The sequence below is a fragment of the Chitiniphilus eburneus genome (assembly GCF_005048205.1).
Classification (GTDB): domain Bacteria; phylum Pseudomonadota; class Gammaproteobacteria; order Burkholderiales; family Chitinibacteraceae; genus Chitiniphilus; species Chitiniphilus eburneus.
In genome coordinates, this window is record NZ_SUMF01000001.1 from 249156 (window position 1) to 264187 (window position 15032).

The 15032-nt window shown below is 64.1% G+C and carries 13 protein-coding genes; 8 read left to right on the forward strand and 5 right to left on the reverse strand.

The window, feature by feature from the left end; all coding sequences use genetic code 11:
• Positions 1–38 precede the first annotated feature (38 nt).
• The 5 genes from FAZ21_RS01220 to FAZ21_RS01240 all read left to right on the forward strand — a co-directional run bounded on the left by FAZ21_RS01220 (position 39) and on the right by FAZ21_RS01240 (position 4006).
• Complete coding sequence (locus FAZ21_RS01220) at positions 39–935, forward strand: glutamate/aspartate ABC transporter substrate-binding protein (protein ID WP_136771450.1); 897 nt, start codon at positions 39–41, stop codon at positions 933–935.
• A gap of 219 nt (positions 936–1154) precedes the next feature.
• Complete coding sequence (locus FAZ21_RS01225) at positions 1155–1901, forward strand: amino acid ABC transporter permease (RefSeq protein ID WP_136771451.1); 747 nt, start codon at positions 1155–1157, stop codon at positions 1899–1901.
• Position 1902: 1 nt separating this feature from the next.
• The gene (locus FAZ21_RS01230; protein ID WP_136771452.1) at positions 1903–2568 is read left to right on the forward strand and encodes an amino acid ABC transporter permease; all 666 of its coding nucleotides are present in this window, start codon (positions 1903–1905) and stop codon (positions 2566–2568) included.
• A complete protein-coding gene (locus FAZ21_RS01235) occupies positions 2565–3293 on the forward strand; it encodes an amino acid ABC transporter ATP-binding protein (protein ID WP_136771453.1) in 729 nt (242 codons plus the stop codon). Before FAZ21_RS01230 ends, FAZ21_RS01235 begins: the two co-directional genes overlap by 4 nt.
• Before the next feature lie 119 nt (positions 3294–3412).
• A complete protein-coding gene (locus FAZ21_RS01240; protein WP_136771454.1) occupies positions 3413–4006 on the forward strand; it encodes a diguanylate cyclase domain-containing protein in 594 nt (197 codons plus the stop codon).
• A 16-nt stretch (positions 4007–4022) separates the two neighbouring features.
• Here FAZ21_RS01240 and FAZ21_RS01245 read toward each other — a convergent pair whose 3' ends face one another.
• The 5 genes from FAZ21_RS01245 to FAZ21_RS01265 all read right to left on the reverse strand — a co-directional run bounded on the left by FAZ21_RS01245 (position 4023) and on the right by FAZ21_RS01265 (position 12030).
• Entirely contained in the window at positions 4023–6635 is a 2613-nt protein-coding gene (locus tag FAZ21_RS01245; RefSeq protein ID WP_169307199.1) for a bifunctional diguanylate cyclase/phosphodiesterase, read from the reverse strand.
• A 264-nt stretch (positions 6636–6899) separates the two neighbouring features.
• Positions 6900–9185 carry a type I DNA topoisomerase gene (gene topA / locus FAZ21_RS01250; protein WP_136771456.1) on the reverse strand — a complete coding sequence of 762 codons (2286 nt, stop codon included), beginning with the start codon at positions 9183–9185 and terminating at the stop codon, positions 6900–6902.
• Positions 9186–9283: 98 nt separating this feature from the next.
• A complete protein-coding gene (locus FAZ21_RS01255; protein WP_169307200.1) occupies positions 9284–9739 on the reverse strand; it encodes a DUF494 family protein in 456 nt (151 codons plus the stop codon).
• A gap of 111 nt (positions 9740–9850) precedes the next feature.
• Entirely contained in the window at positions 9851–10972 is a 1122-nt protein-coding gene (dprA, locus tag FAZ21_RS01260) for a DNA-processing protein DprA (protein ID WP_136771458.1), read from the reverse strand.
• Positions 10969–12030 (reverse strand): LysM peptidoglycan-binding domain-containing protein, encoded by a 1062-nt coding sequence (locus FAZ21_RS01265; protein WP_136771459.1) that lies wholly within the window; start codon positions 12028–12030, stop codon positions 10969–10971. Before FAZ21_RS01265 ends, dprA begins: the two co-directional genes overlap by 4 nt.
• A 162-nt stretch (positions 12031–12192) precedes the next feature.
• Here FAZ21_RS01265 and def point away from each other — a divergent pair, with 162 nt between their 5' ends.
• The 3 genes from def (at position 12193) to rsmB (ending at position 15016) form a co-directional block, all read left to right on the forward strand.
• Positions 12193–12696 (forward strand): peptide deformylase, encoded by a 504-nt coding sequence (gene def / locus FAZ21_RS01270; RefSeq protein WP_136771460.1) that lies wholly within the window; start codon positions 12193–12195, stop codon positions 12694–12696.
• An 84-nt stretch (positions 12697–12780) separates the two neighbouring features.
• Positions 12781–13707: a methionyl-tRNA formyltransferase gene (gene fmt, locus FAZ21_RS01275; protein ID WP_136771461.1), complete on the forward strand. Its 927-nt coding sequence runs from the start codon at positions 12781–12783 to the stop codon at positions 13705–13707.
• Between the two features lie 31 nt (positions 13708–13738).
• Positions 13739–15016 carry a 16S rRNA (cytosine(967)-C(5))-methyltransferase RsmB gene (gene rsmB / locus FAZ21_RS01280; protein WP_136771462.1) on the forward strand — a complete coding sequence of 426 codons (1278 nt, stop codon included), beginning with the start codon at positions 13739–13741 and terminating at the stop codon, positions 15014–15016.
• Positions 15017–15032: the final 16 nt, after the last annotated feature.

Below are 15032 nucleotides of genomic sequence, written 5' to 3' on the forward strand. Positions count from 1 at the left end.
ACTAGCGTTCACGCTGTTCCCACCCACTGGAGTGTGAGATGAAGAAAATGTTGCGCCTCAGCATTGCCGCCACAGCCCTGATCGCCATCGGCGCCCAGGCCGAAGAACTTTCCGGCACGCTGAAGAAGATCAAGGACAACGGCGTGATCGTCATCGGCCACCGCGATTCGTCGATTCCGTTTTCCTATCTGAACAACCAGAAACCCATCGGCTACTCGATGGATCTGGCCGACAAGATCGTCGCCAATGTAAAGAAAGAACTGAAGATGCCCAATCTTCAGGTCCGCTATAACCTGGTGACCTCGCAAACCCGCATTCCACTGGTACAGAACGGCACGGTCGATTTCGAATGCGGCTCCACCACCAACAATCTGGAACGCCAGAAGCAGGTGTCATTCTCGGTCGGTATCTTCGAGATCGGCACCCGCCTGCTGACCAAAAAGACCTCCGGCGTGAAGGATTTCGCCGATCTGTCCGGCAAGAACGTCGTCACCACCGCCGGCACCACCTCGGAACGGCTGATCAAGGCGATGAACGCCGAGAAGAAGCTGGACATGAACATCATCAGCGCCAAGGATCACGGCGAATCGTTCCTGATGCTGGAATCGGGCCGCGCCGTGGCATTCATGATGGACGACGCGCTGCTGGCCGGCGAAATGGCCAAGGCCAAGAACCCCAACGACTGGGTGATCGTCGGCAAGCCGCAATCGTACGAAATCTACGGTTGCAGCCTGCGCAAGGACGACCCGCAGTTCAAAAAGGTGGTGGACGATGCGCTGAAGGCCACCTTCAAGTCGCCGGAGATGGCCACCATCTACAAGCGCTGGTTCCAGAGCCCGGTTCCGCCCAAGGGGCTGAATCTGAACTTCCCCATGAGCGAAGAGCTGAAAGAACTGCTGGCCAACCCGACCGACAAGTCTGCCGAGCAGATGTAACGCCCTTCCCGCCCGACCGCACGCCGCCCACCATGCGGAGCGCGGCCGGGCCACCATCGGCATCCAGCCGTACCTGGCGCACCTTCGGCGCCATGCTGACGGGCAGCGGCACGGATCGGCGCATACTCGCGGTACCCATCGCGTATGCGCCGATTTTTGTATCCATGCCGCTCGAACGCGTTTGAAACGCGACGGCCTGCGACATCGAGGAGGAAAAGCATGAATTACAACTGGGACTGGAGTGTTTTCTTCAAGTCCACCGGCATCGGCAGCGAAATCTACCTGGACTGGTTCATCGCCGGCCTGGGCTGGACCATCGCCCTGTCGCTGTCCGCCTGGGTGATCGCGCTCCTGCTGGGCACCGTGCTCGGCGTGATGCGCACGCTGCCCGGCCGCTTCGCGGCCCGCGCCGCCACCGTCTATGTCGAACTGTTCCGCAATGTGCCGTTGCTGGTGCAATTGTTCATCTGGTACTTCATCGTTCCCGACTGGCTGCCGGAAAAGATCGAACTGTGGTTCAAGCAGGACCTGCACCCGGCCACCAGCGCGTTCATCAGCGTCACCGTCTGCCTGGGGCTGTTCACCGCCGCGCGCGTTTGCGAGCAGGTGCGTACCGGCATCCAGGCGCTGCCGCGCGGCCAGTCGATGGCAGCCTACGCACTGGGGCTGCGGCTGCCGCAAGTCTATCGCAAGGTGCTGCTGCCGCAGGCGTTCCGCATCATCATCCCGCCGCTCACCAGCGAGTTCCTCAACGTCTTCAAGAATTCATCGGTCGCGTCGCTGATCGGGCTGATGGAGCTGTTGGCGCAGACCAAGCAGACCGCGGAGTTCACCGCCAACCTGTTCGAGGCCTTCACCCTGGCGACGGTGATCTACTTCGTGCTCAACATGGGCCTGATGCTGGTCATGCGCACCGTGGAAAAACGTGTCCGCGTACCGGGCCTGATCGCGCTGGGAGGCAAGTGACATGGATTTCACTCAGGTTATCCAGGCCTTTCCTTCGCTCGGCAACGGCCTGCTGCTCACCCTCGAACTGACCGTGCTGGCCGTGATCGGCGGTGTGATCATCGGCACCGCACTGGCCCTGGCCCGGCTATCCAGCATCCGGGTGCTGTCCTGGCTGGCGGGCTTTTACGTCAATTACTTCCGCTCGATCCCGCTGCTGCTGGTCATCACGTGGTTCTACTTCATCGTGCCGTTCATGGTGGGCTGGGTCACCGGAACCAACCAGCCCATCGGCGCATTCACCTCGTGCCTGATCGCCTTCATGATGTTCGAGGCAGCGTACTTCTGCGAGATCGTGCGTGCCGGCATCCAGTCGATCAGCAAGGGCCAGGTCAACGCCGCCTACGCGCTGGGCATGACGTATCCGCAGGCGATGCGGCTGGTGGTACTGCCGCTGGCCTTTCGCAAGATGACGCCGCTGCTGTTGCAACAGTCGATCATCCTGTTCCAGGATACGTCGCTGGTCTACGCGGTCGGGATGATGGACTTCCTGAACGTGGCGCGCTCGCAGGGCGACATCACCGGCGAACTCCATACCTTCCTGCTGTTTGCCGGGCTCGTTTATTTCGTGATCAGTTTCGGCGCCTCCACCCTGGTGAAGCGCCTGCAAAAGAGGTTGACCGTATGATTTCAATCCAGAACGTCAGCAAGTGGTACGGCGACTTCCAGGTGCTCAGCGATTGCAGCACCGAGGTGCAGAAAGGCGAGGTGGTCGTCGTCTGCGGCCCGTCCGGCTCGGGCAAAAGTACGCTGATCAAGTGCGTGAACGGGCTGGAGCCGTTCCAGGCCGGTACCATCGTCGTCAATGGCACGTCGGTGGGGGCACCCAAGACCGACCTACCCAAGCTGCGCAGCCGCGTCGGCATGGTGTTCCAGCATTTCGAGCTGTTCCCGCATCTGTCGATCACCGATAACCTCACCCTGGCACAGCGCAAGGTACTCGGCCGCAAGGAAGACGAAGCACGCACCAAGGGGCTGGCGCTGCTCGACCGTGTGGGGCTGTCCGCCCACGCCGCCAAGTTTCCCGGCCAGCTTTCCGGTGGCCAGCAGCAGCGCGTGGCCATCGCCCGCGCGCTGGCGATGGACCCGATCGCCATGCTGTTCGACGAGCCGACCAGCGCGCTCGACCCGGAAATGATCAACGAGGTGCTGGATGTGATGGTCGAGCTGGCACGCGAAGGCATGACGATGATGGTGGTCACCCACGAGATGGGCTTCGCGCGCAAGGTGGCCAATCGCGTGATCTTCATGGACCGGGGGGCCATCGTCGAGGACGCGGCGAAAGACGAGTTCTTCGGCAGCCCGCGCAGCGAGCGTGCCCAGGCCTTCCTCTCGAAAATCCTGTCGCACTGAGCAGCCGGACCGCAGGCAAAGAGGCGCCACCCGGCGCCTCTTTGCATTCCAGCACCGGAAAACTTGCCTGCCATACACCTCGACCGCTAAGAAGAAATCGGCTCATAGCAAGGCACCCCATGCAGGATTTTCTTCTTCCCCTGACGCTCCTCGCCGCCATCGCGCTGGCCGGCGCAGCCTGGACCATCCTCCAGCTCAGCAAGCGCCGGACCGCATTGCGGCGCATCCGCGAGGAAGCCGGCGAACTCCGTCCCCAGGCGGAATACGATCCGGAAACGGGCCTGCCCACGCGCGCATTGCTTTACCATCGCCTGCATCGCGCCATTACGGCACCGACCGCAACCCACGCCTTCACCGTAGCGCTGGTACGGATTCCCGATGCCGCCGGACAGGCACGCATGGCCGGGCTGGGGGCGGAGCGCGCATTATGGGCGGCGGCCTTCAACCGCCTTGCTTCCGTGCTACGCGAAGGCGATATCGTGGCGCGCTGGGATGCAGAAAGCCTGGCTTTGCATGTGTCGTCGCAGCTCGATGCGATACGCCTGGACGAAACGTTGCGCATTGCACTGGGGCAGGTGCTGGTGATGCCGGAACGACATCTGGCCCTGAACGTGGAGGTGGGCACCAGCGCCTTCCCCACGGATGGGCGGGCGCCGGGCCTGCTGCTGGCCGAAGCGACGCATCGCTTGCGGCCGGTTGTCGCGGCCGGCTAGCCGCAGCGACGAACCGTCAGATCTTGCCCGACAGCCCCAGCCGCATCCACAGCTCGGCCACACCGGACGGTACCGGCTCGCTGAAATGGAAACCCTGGAGATAATGCACGCCCAGCCCTTGCAGGAAGCGCGCGGTTTCCAGGTTCTCCACCCCTTCGACCACGATCTGGAGATCCAGGCCGTTGCCGAGCTGGACGATGGCCTGCATGATGCGACGGCCTTCCTCGGTATGCAGCCGCTGGGTGAACGAGACATCCACTTTCAGCAACTGCGCCGGCATTTCGTGCAATTGCGACAGCGAGGAATAACCGGTGCCGAAGTCGTCAATGGCCAGTTGGAAGCCCGCCGCGCCCAGCAGCTTCAGGTGCTTGAGCTGCCGCGAGTAGTCGGTAAGCGCCACCGACTCGGTGATTTCCAGGATCACGTCCGAAGGACGCAGGCGGAACTCGTTGAGGCGCTCCACCAGGTTGGAGACAAAGCGCGGCGCAAACAACTGGCTGCGCGAGATGTTGAGCATCAGCTTCTGGTGTAGCCCGGCATCGCGCCATTCGCGCAATTTACAGAAGGCCTGGTGAGTGACGACGTCGGACAGTTCCTGGATCAGGCCCACCTTCTCGGCCATCGGAATGAACAGCTCGGGGCTGATCCAGCCACTCTTGTCGTCCTGCCAGCGCGCCAGCGCCTCGATGGCGAATACCTCGCCACCCTTGGACTGCACGATGGGCTGGTAGAACACCTGGAGCCCGCCCAGGCGGATCGCGTCCGACAGGCGCGCCTGGATCGCCACGTGTTCGCGCCCCAGCGCCTTCAGGTGCAGGATGTCGCTGTAGAAACAGACATTGTTCCGTCCGGCGTTCTTCGCGTGGTACATCGTGTGGTCGGCGGCGGTCAGCAGTTCCTCGCCCGATTCCGCGTTGTCCGGATAGATGGCAAAGCCCACGCTGATGGTCGGCTTGGCCTCCATACCGTCGAGCACCACGCCCTGGCGCGCGGCCTGGCGCAGGCGATCGGCGATTTCCGGCAGGCGGGCGATATCGGTCAGGTCGGGCAGCACCACGACGAATTCGTCGCCGCCCCAGCGCGCCAGCAGGTCGTTGTCGCGCAGCACGCCCTTCAGGCGGGTCGACAGATTGACCAGCAGCTCGTCGCCCATCTTGTGGCCGAACGCATCGTTGATCTGCTTGAAGTGATCCAGATCGATGAAGCCCAGCGCCACCTTGGTGTTGTCGCGCCGCGCACGGTCCACCGCGTGCGCCAGCGCCTGGTCCAGCAGCAGCCGGTTGGGCAGCTTGGTCAGCGTGTCGTAGTGGGCAAGCTGGGTGATGTGCTGTTCGTTGAGGTGCGCCACGGTCACGTCGCGCAGCACGCCGCGCACGCCATGACAGGCACCATCCGGGCCACGCTGCGCGATCAGCCGCGCCTCCACCCACAGGAAATCGCTGGATTCCTGCATCAGCCGGAAGCGCTGGCTGGTGGGCTCCGACGAATTGAGCAGGCGCGTAAAGGCGGCGCTGGTGGTCGGCAGGTCCTCCGGGTGGATCCAGGTGAACAGCGCCTTGCCCAGATCGACGCCGAGGTTGCGCGGATCGATGCCACGCAGCTTGGCCCAGGCTGGCGTCGTTTCGAGCAACTCGCCGGCGGGGTCCATGTCGATGATCGCTTCTTCCAGCAGATTGAGCGTATCGAGCATGGTTTTCTTGCGTGCTGCGTCGCGGGCCAGCTCGGTCACATCGTGCACCAGCACCACCACGCGAGGCTCGCCCACGGTCACCGGCTGCAACCGCGCATGCAGCCACACCCCCGCCTGCGGCAAGACGCATTGCAGCGAGATGCTACGCCCCGCAGCCAGCGCCTCCGGCACGCCGCGCGCGATCTGCTGCGCCATCTCGGGTGGGAATACGGACGCCAGCTGGCGTCCGGTGAGCGTTTCGGCGGCGGGCAATGCCGGGTGTCCGGACCAGACCTGGCCGATGGCGCCCGACGGCGTGACTTCGAACACCATGTCCTCGGTGGCGCCAACCAGTGCGCGCAGGCGTTGCTGGTTGGCCAGCATCGCTTCCTCCATCTGGAGCCGCGTCAGGGCCTGTGCCACGTGGTTGCCCAGCATGGCCAGCAGTTTGAGTTCGGTCTGGCTGCGTTCGCGGCGTTCGTCGTCGTCCAGGAAGCACAGGAAGCCGAACAGCTCGCCGCGATTGAGCAAGGGAATACAGAGAATGCGCCGCGCGCCGATCTGGGCCAGCAGCATCTGCTCGGCCAGCGGCAGCTCCAGCAGGGATTTATTGAGCACCATGCCCACGGCCAGCGTATCCGCCAGCAACGGATAGCTGCTGTAGTCCAGCAGCTTGAGCGGTTCCGGCGTTACCGCCGCCAGGCGGGTGTGCGGATCGCGCCAGGCGGCGACCATGCGGGAACTGCTGCTACCGGGCGTGTCGAGATACAGGCTGACCACGCTGGCGCGCGTGACGTCGGACAGCGCCACCATCGCATCGCCCAGGCTGGATGAGCCGTCGCCGACCAACAGCCGCGCCACCACCCGGTCGAAGGCATCGAAATAGGCGTGATAAAGCCCCAGCTCACGTTGAGCGACAAAGCGCTCGTCGTCGGTCACCATCCACTCGGGCTTGGCCATTCTTCTCATCCCCTTGGGCCGGTCGATCGGACCGGCGCTGCGAACCGCGCCACACCTGATGGGGCGTGCCTGCTCCGCGGCTCAAAATACGAAGCCCTCGTTGGCGTCTTGGCCTATCGAGGGCTTGTAAGTTTGCGGGCGACCTTGAGGCGGGTCAACCCTTGACGGGTCAGCACGGCGTGCAATCCACCGGTAGGGCGCGCCAGTGGTGGCACGCCGACTTTGGCACCCGACACACGGCGGGATTCACCCCGCCGTCGTCGATCACTCCTTGGGTGCCGGCGGCTCGATCACCTCGGACCAGCCGCATTCCTTCTGCGGGCACTTCTTTTCCACGCCACGACGCTTGGTGGTCTTGATGGTCAGCACCGGCCACTGGCACTTGGGGCAGGCTTCGGCGATGGGCGGGTCCCAGGTGGCGTAGTTGCACTTGGGATAGGTGCTGCACGAATAGAACAGCTTGCCGTAGCGGCTCTTCTTCTCCTTCAGCGTGCCCTTGTGGCATTGCGGGCATTCCACGCCGGTATCGCGCGGCGCTTCCAGCGGCTCGATGTGCTTGCACTTCGGGTAGGCCGAACAACCGATGAACTTGCCGTAGCGACCGGTCTTGATATGCAGCGCGGAGCCGCATTCCGGACAGGTACGGCCCTCGACCACCTCCGGCTCGGTCGGCGCGGTTTCGGCATCCTCACCCATGTTGCGGGTGTAGTCGCATTCCGGATAGCCGGTGCAGCCGATGAAGCGACCGCGCTTGCCCAGCCGGATCGCCAGTTTCTTGCCGCACTTGGGGCAATCCTCCTCCAGCTCTTCCTGCGTCACTTCCTTGCGACTGAGGCTCTGCTTTTCCTCCACCTGCTGCGAGAAGCGCTTCCAGAACTCCTCCAGCACCGGCACCCAATCCTGGCTGCCGTTGGAGATCTCATCGAGCTGATCTTCCATCTTCGCGGTGAAGTGGTAATCCACGTACTGGGTGAAGTGCTCGGTGAGGAACTTGTTGACCACTTCGCCGGTATCGGTGGGAATCAGGCGCTTTTTGTCCACATCGACGTATTCGCGATCCTTCAGCGTGCGGATGATCGACGGGTAGGTGGACGGCCGGCCGATGCCGAACTCTTCCAGCGCCTTGACGATGGACGCTTCGGAATAACGCGGCGGCGGCTGCGTGAAATGCTGCTCGCCGAAGATCTTGTCCACCGGCAGCGTTTCGCCCTCCTCCAGGATCGGCAGGCGCGCTTCGTCTTCGTCCTCGACGTCGTCCTCGTCTTCCTGGTAGACCGCGATGAAACCGGGGAACACCAGCGTCTGGCCAGAGGCCCGGAACACGGCCTCGTCGCCCACCTGGATATCGATGCCCACGGTATCGAACTTGGCAGGCGCCATCTGGCAGGCCAGCGTGCGCTTCCAGATCATCTGGTACAGCTTGAACTGCTCAGGGCTGAGGAAGCCCTTCAGCGATTCCGGCGTGCGCGAGATCGCGGTGGGGCGGATCGCCTCGTGCGCCTCCTGCGCGTTCTTGGCCTTGTTCTTGTAGACCACCGGCGCGCCGGGCAGGTAATTCTTGTCGAAATTGGTTTCGATGTACTCGCGGATTTCGCCAACGGCTTCGTTGGCCAGCGCCACCGAGTCGGTACGCATATAGGTGATCAGACCGACCGTACCCTGGCCAATGTCGATCCCTTCGTAAAGCTGCTGCGCGATGCGCGTGGTGCGGTCGGTGGTCATGCCGAGCTTGCGCACGGCTTCCTGCAGCATGGTCGAGGTGGTGAACGGCGCGGCCGGACTGCGCGATTTCTTTTTCTTCTCGACCTTGGCGACACGGGCGTCCTTGCCAGCCAGCGCGGTGACGATCCCGGCCTGGGTGGCTTCGTCGGGCACGTCGAACTGGTCGAGCTTCTTGCCCTGCCACTCGTTCAGGCGCGCGCCGAACTTGGTGCGCCCTTTGTGGCTGTCCAGGTGGATGGACCAGTATTCCTGGCTGGTGAAGGCACGGATTTCCAGTTCGCGCTCGCAGATCAGGCGCAGCGCGGGGCTTTGCACCCGGCCGGCCGACAAGCCGGAACGCACCTTGCGCCACAGCAGCGGCGACAGATTGAAGCCCACCAGGTAATCGAGCGCGCTGCGCGCCTGCTGCGCATCGACCAGGTTGCCGTCGATGTCGCGCGGATTGGCCACGGCGTTCTTCACCGCCGATTCGGTGATTTCGTGGAAGACCACGCGCTTGAAGGTCTTTTCCGGCTGGATCAGCTTCTTGCCCTTGAGGATCTCCATGATGTGCCAGGAAATCGCCTCGCCTTCGCGGTCCGGGTCAGTTGCCAGATAGACGTTCTGTGCATCCTTGACGGCGGCGCAGATGGCATCGACGTGTTTCTTGTTCTTGTCGATGACCTGGTACTTCATCTTGAAATCGTGTTCGGTATCGACCGAGCCGTCCTTGCGCACCAGGCCGCGGACGTGACCATAGGAGGCGAGGATCTGGAAATCCTTCCCCAGATATTTTTGCAGCGTTTTGGCCTTGGACGGCGATTCGACGATCAGCAGGTTGGCGGGCATGGGCTCAGCTTCGGAAAGTTGGCGCGTGGAAGTCGGCGCTTTATTAATTAGTGGCGGAACGTGGACAAGGCAAGAGCCGCTCCGGTTCACGCCAGAGTTCAATGCAGGGTGGCGTTTTCCCGGCCGAACAGGATGTCTTCGATCAATAGCGCGGCATGATCGTGCCGTTTGTGCCAGATGGCGAGCAGCACCAGCCGCTTCAGCCGTTCCAGCCCGGTGCCGACCGGCGCGGCTTCGCGCACCCGGTCCAGCACCATCTCGCGCTCGGCGGCATCCAGCGCGTCGGCGTGGTTCAGACCATGCCAGTAACGCAGCGCATCGGCGCTGAGCAGTGATTCCTCGTCCGGATGAAGCTGCCGGGGCAGGTGACGGCCGGCCAGCGCCGCGTATGGCTCCAGATCCACCTTGCCCAGGTCGTCCAGCCACGCCAGCGCCTCGCCGATCTCGTCATCCTCGAAACCGGCGTCCGCCAGTTCGCTGGCGAGCTTGGGCACGTCCGGCATGCCGTCCGCGTGGTAGAACACCTGAAACAAATAGGCCAATACATCCAGCATGTGCTTTACGCCAGTTCCTGCCAAAACAAAGACCATCCCGTGGGATGGTCGGCATCCGTCCATATACGACGCGGATATCCGCCACACAGGCCGGGATACGCACGCCGCCCGTCAGCCGGATGATCCAGCGCCCTGAAGCCGCTGGTAGCGACCGCCGGGCAGGGCCGAAACAGCCCCGTTCAATTCCAAACCCAGCAGAATTGCGCAGAGCCGGTCGGCAGTCAAGTTGCATCGTTGCAACAGGGTGTCGAAATTCACCGGATCGAAGCCAGCGGCATCGAGCACAGCCTGCTCCTCGGCGTCCCAGCGTGGTCTGGCACTTTTACCCATTCCGGGTAGCGCGGGCGTACGGCCCCCCCAGCCCAGCTCGCCCAGGATGTCGTCGGCGGATTCCACCAGCTTGGCGCCATCCTTGATCAGACGGTGGCAGCCACGCGCCACCGGCGAATGGATCGACCCCGGGATGGCGAAGACTTCCCGTCCCAGCTCCGCAGCCTGCCGCGCGGTGATGAGCGAGCCGCTGCCCAGTGCCGCCTCGACCACCAGCGTGCCGCGCGCCAGCGCCGCGATCAGCCGGTTGCGGCGAGGAAAATGCTCGGCACGCGGCATCGTGCCCAACACGAACTCGGACACGATCAATCCTTCCTGCGCGACACGGTGCGCCAGTTCCCGGTTGCTGGCCGGATACACCCGATCCAGGCCGGTGCCCACAACCGCGATGGTCGCGCCCGGCCCCGCCAGCCCACCGCGATGCGCGGCGGCATCGATACCCGAAGCCAGGCCGCTGACGATGCACAGCCCGGCCGCGCTCATCGCCTGCGAGAACGCCTCGGCGTTGCTGATCCCCTGCGGGGTGGCATTCCGGCTGCCCACCACGCCGAGCGCTTCGGATGCCAGCAACTCCGGGCGACCTTTCAGGAAAAGCACCGGCGCGGCATCCGGCAGATCCAGCCAGGGGCGTGGATACCAGTCGTCGGCCAGGGTCAGCAGGCGGTTACCGGGCTGTTCCAGCCAGGCGAGGTGATCGTTCACCGCCTCGTCGTATGCACCGTCGCGCGCGGCGAGCCACAGGTCGATCAGTTCGGGCGGAAGAATGGATGTGAGCTGCGCCCTGGAAGCAAACAGCGCGGCTTCGGGGGTACCGAAGCCGCGCAGCAAGGCCAACTGTCGACGGGGGCCAACGCCTGGAACCAGCGTGAAACGCAGCCAGGCGCTTACCTCGGCCACGGTCATTCGGGCGATTTCACCTCATCGCCGATATTGATCGGCATGGTGGCGTTGAGCACCAGACCATACGACACCGTCGGGAACACGCGATAGACGAAGACGTTGCCGCTCTTTTCTGGCGGCGTGAAGCGATCCGGCTCGTCCTTGCTTTCCTTCTTGATCAGGCGCGGCTTCTTGTAGGCTTCCAGCACGCTGCCGATATCGAGGCCGTCGTTGGAGCCACGGTTCATCACGATGGTGGTGTACGGACCGGCCTCGGCCACACCGCCGTAGGATGCGGCCACACGCCCCTGCACCGCCTGTTGCGGCGCGTGGGGCGCGAAGTTCATGAACGGCAGTTCCTCGGCACGGATCAGACGGCTACCAACGGCGACCTCCTCGCGGTTGGCGACGATGCGCAGTGTGGCCACATCGCCCGGCACGTCGAGCACGGCATCGCCGAGGTAATCCACCTCGGTGCCCAGCACACGCTTGCCTTCGGGATCGTCCGGGTCCATCAGCGGGCGCCCCGGGCGGAACACATGCCAGGTACTGGCCACTTCGCCGGACAGGCCCACCGCGTACACCCGGTCGCCAGCGCTGTAGTACACGCGGTCATCCGGGCCAGCGGCAATGCGCGGCGCGTTGAGCAGGCCACCCTCGTCCACCACCAGCGGGCGATTGAGGAACGGCTTGATCGCATTGAACGGGATGCTGGGCGCGGCATCGCCGACCAGTTCCTCGAGACGGACACGCGGCCCGAGCTTGACCACGCCGCTGGTACGCCCGGCGTTCTTGCTGTCGCGCAACAGGCGCAGGCGTGGCTCGGCGCCGGAACGATCCAGGACGATCACGTCGCCGGGATAGATCCAGTGCGGATTCTTGATTTCCTGTTTGTTGAGCGCCCAGATTTCAGGCCAGCGCCAGGGCTTCTTCAGGAACTTGCCGGAGATGTCCCACAACGTGTCTCCCTTCACCACCACGTAGCGATCGGGGGCGTTGTCCTGTAGCGCCAAAGTGTCGGCGTAGACGGAACCGATGCTGCCGCTGATCAACAAAAGAAGGGATATAATCTTTTTTCGCATGGCGACGCTCATGATTATTGTTGCCGGCTCGGCCGGTGGGCGGGGCTCGAAAGCTGGAATCATAAGCTGAAAGGCGCGATCCTGCTTCGCTGCGAGCCGCTGCGGTATCCCTGAATACCGCTTACTGATTCTGCATATATTCTTTTTTCGCCGCAACCTAACATGGCCTTACTCAATATCCTCCAATATCCCGACGAACGCCTGCATATCGTCGCCAAGCCGGTCACGCGTTTCGATGACGCCTTGCAAAAGCTGATCGACGACATGGCCGAGACGATGTACGAAGCACCAGGCATCGGGCTGGCCGCCACCCAGGTCAACGTGCACGAACGCCTGATCGTGATCGACATTTCCGAGACACGTGACCAGTTGCTGGTACTGATCAACCCGGAAATCATCGAGCAGGAAGGCCAGACCACCTACGAAGAAGGCTGCCTGTCGGTACCCGGCATCTACGAGGAAGTGGAACGCGCCGATCACATCAAGGTGCGTGCGCTCGACCGCCACGGCAAGCCGTTCGAGATCGCGACGGGTGACTTGCTGGCCATCTGCATCCAGCATGAGATCGATCACCTGGACGGCAAGGTCTTCGTCGAAAGGCTGTCCCGGCTGAAGCTCAACCGTATTGTGCAGAAGCTGAAGAAAAACCAGAAAAAGACCATGTAGCAGCCAGGCGTCGCCAGGAAGCGGCGATCGCGGCCGGCCTGCTTGCCGGCCGTTCTCCTATCTACCTCTCTCCAAGCTCCCGCCATGAAACTGATCTTCGCAGGCACGCCCGATTTCGCCGCCAGCGCGCTGGCCGCATTGATCCGGGCCGGACACGAAATCGCCCTGGTACTGACCCAGCCCGATCGCCCGGCCGGGCGTGGCATGAAACTGACGCCATCGCCGGTGAAGGTGCTGGCCGAACAGCAGGGGCTGCCGGTCTATCAGCCGGAAAAGCTGCGCACGCCAGAGCAACAGGCGCCAGTCGCCGCCGTGAACGCCGACTTGATGGTGGTCGCGGCCTACGGCCTGATCCTGCCGCAGGCGGTACTCGACCTGCCGAGGCTGGGCTGCCTGAACATCCACGCGTCGCTGCTGCCCCGCTGGCGCGGGGCGGCGCCGATCCAGCGCGCCATCCTGGCGGGGGATGCCGAAACCGGCATCACCATCATGCAGATGGATGCCGGCCTGGACACCGGCGACATGTTGTCGATCCACGTCACGCCGATCGACATCGACGACAGCGCGCTCACCTTGCACGACAAGCTCGCGGTGCAAGGCGCCCAGGCCATCGTGTCGGCGCTGGAACACCTGCCGGCGCTCCAGGCCGGCCGCACCCGACAGCCCGACGCAGGCGTGACCTACGCCGAAAAGCTGAAAAAGGAAGAAGCCTGGATCGACTGGCGGGACAGCGCACAGGCGCTGGATCGCAAGATCCGCGCTTTCAACCCGTTTCCTTCCGCCCAGACCACGCTCGGCGGCGACACGCTCAAGCTCTGGCGCGCCGAACCGGTCACCGGCAATGGCACGCCGGGCGAAGTGCTCGCGGCATCGCGTGACGGGCTGGTCGTCGCCTGCGGCACCGGCGCGCTGAACATCACCGAACTGCAACGGGCCGGCGCGCGGCGCATGGATGCCACGGCTTTCTTCGCCGGCGCCCATGTCGCCGTCGGCGACCGGCTCGGCGAATAACCGCCCCCTTACTCCCATTCTCCAGGGTCTCATGTTCGCTACCCAGAAACTCGCCAGCCAGGCACTGGCCGATGTCTTCGCCGGCCATACGCTGACCGACGCGCTCGCCAGGATCTGGCAGGCGGAACCGGAACTTCGCCCTCAGCAACGCGGCGCGATCCAGGATTTGAGCTACGGCTCGCTGCGCCACCTGGGGTTGCTCGAAGGCGTGCTCAAGCAGTTGCTGCACAAGCCATTGCACGAAGAGGCCCTGCGCGCGCTGTTGCTGGTGTCGCTATACCAGTTGCACTTCACCCGCGCCGCGCCCTATGGCGTGGTCGATCACGCGGTGAAGGTGTCCACCCACCTGGGCCGCGGTCAGGGCAAGGGGCTGGTGAACGCCATCCTGCGCAACTTCCTGCGTCAGCGCGAAGCGCTGCTGACCAGTGCGCGCGACACCCCGCGCGGGCGCTGGTCGCACCCCGACTGGTGGATCGCCGCGATGCGCGAAGCCTACCCCGACCAGTGGGAAACCGTCCTCGCCAACGCTAATCTGCACCCACCGCTGACGCTGCGCGTGAATCGCCACCGCGGCGACGTGCCGACCTATCTGGCCCGACTGGCACAGGAAGGCATCGAAGCCCGCGCGCTGGACGACACCGCCATCCGCGTCGGGCATCCGGTGGGGGTCGATCGTCTGCCGGGCTTCTTCGATGGCGATGTCTCGGTCCAGGACTGGGGCGCCCAGCACGCCGCGCGGCTGCTCGATGTGGCCGATGGTCTGCGCGTGCTCGACGCCTGCGCCGCCCCCGGCGGCAAGACCGGACATTTGCTGGAGCTGGCAAAACTCGATCTCACCGCCGTCGATGCCGATGCCGCACGCCTGCGCCGGGTAGCGGACAACCTGCAACGGCTGGGCCTCGGCGCCACGCTGCTGCCGGGCGACGCCGCCCAGCCGGAACAATGGTGGGATGGCAAACCGTTCGATCGCGTCCTGGCGGACGTGCCGTGTTCGGCCACTGGCGTGGCGCGGCGCCATCCCGACATCAAATGGCTGCGCCGCCCCGACGATTTCGCCGGCTTCGCCGCGCAACAGGCCGCGATGCTCGACGCGCTATGGCCGCTCGTGGCGCCTGGGGGCAAACTCCTCTATGCTACGTGCTCGATATTTCCGGCGGAGAACGCGCAGCAGGCCACGGCGTTCTCCCACCGGCATGCGGACGCGCAGCCTCTGCCCCTCGGGCCCGCCCTGCCGGAAAACGGCCAGCTATTGCCCACGCCCGAGCACGATGGTTTCTTCTACGCACTATTCCGGAAAGCCGCAGCCTGATCGTCATGCGCCCCAT

Coding starts and splice junctions, on each gene's coding strand:
- FAZ21_RS01220 (WP_136771450.1), top strand. CDS start 39: ATGAAGAAAATGTTGCGCCTCAGCATTGCCGCCACAGCCCTGATCGCC.
- FAZ21_RS01225 (WP_136771451.1), top strand. CDS start 1,155: ATGAATTACAACTGGGACTGGAGTGTTTTCTTCAAGTCCACCGGCATC.
- FAZ21_RS01230 (WP_136771452.1), top strand. CDS start 1,903: ATGGATTTCACTCAGGTTATCCAGGCCTTTCCTTCGCTCGGCAACGGC.
- FAZ21_RS01235 (WP_136771453.1), top strand. CDS start 2,565: ATGATTTCAATCCAGAACGTCAGCAAGTGGTACGGCGACTTCCAGGTG.
- FAZ21_RS01240 (WP_136771454.1), top strand. CDS start 3,413: ATGCAGGATTTTCTTCTTCCCCTGACGCTCCTCGCCGCCATCGCGCTG.
- FAZ21_RS01245 (WP_169307199.1), bottom strand. CDS start 6,635: ATGGCCAAGCCCGAGTGGATGGTGACCGACGACGAGCGCTTTGTCGCT.
- topA (WP_136771456.1), bottom strand. CDS start 9,185: ATGCCCGCCAACCTGCTGATCGTCGAATCGCCGTCCAAGGCCAAAACG.
- FAZ21_RS01255 (WP_169307200.1), bottom strand. CDS start 9,739: ATGCTGGATGTATTGGCCTATTTGTTTCAGGTGTTCTACCACGCGGAC.
- dprA (WP_136771458.1), bottom strand. CDS start 10,972: ATGACCGTGGCCGAGGTAAGCGCCTGGCTGCGTTTCACGCTGGTTCCA.
- FAZ21_RS01265 (WP_136771459.1), bottom strand. CDS start 12,030: ATGCGAAAAAAGATTATATCCCTTCTTTTGTTGATCAGCGGCAGCATC.
- def (WP_136771460.1), top strand. CDS start 12,193: ATGGCCTTACTCAATATCCTCCAATATCCCGACGAACGCCTGCATATC.
- fmt (WP_136771461.1), top strand. CDS start 12,781: ATGAAACTGATCTTCGCAGGCACGCCCGATTTCGCCGCCAGCGCGCTG.
- rsmB (WP_136771462.1), top strand. CDS start 13,739: ATGTTCGCTACCCAGAAACTCGCCAGCCAGGCACTGGCCGATGTCTTC.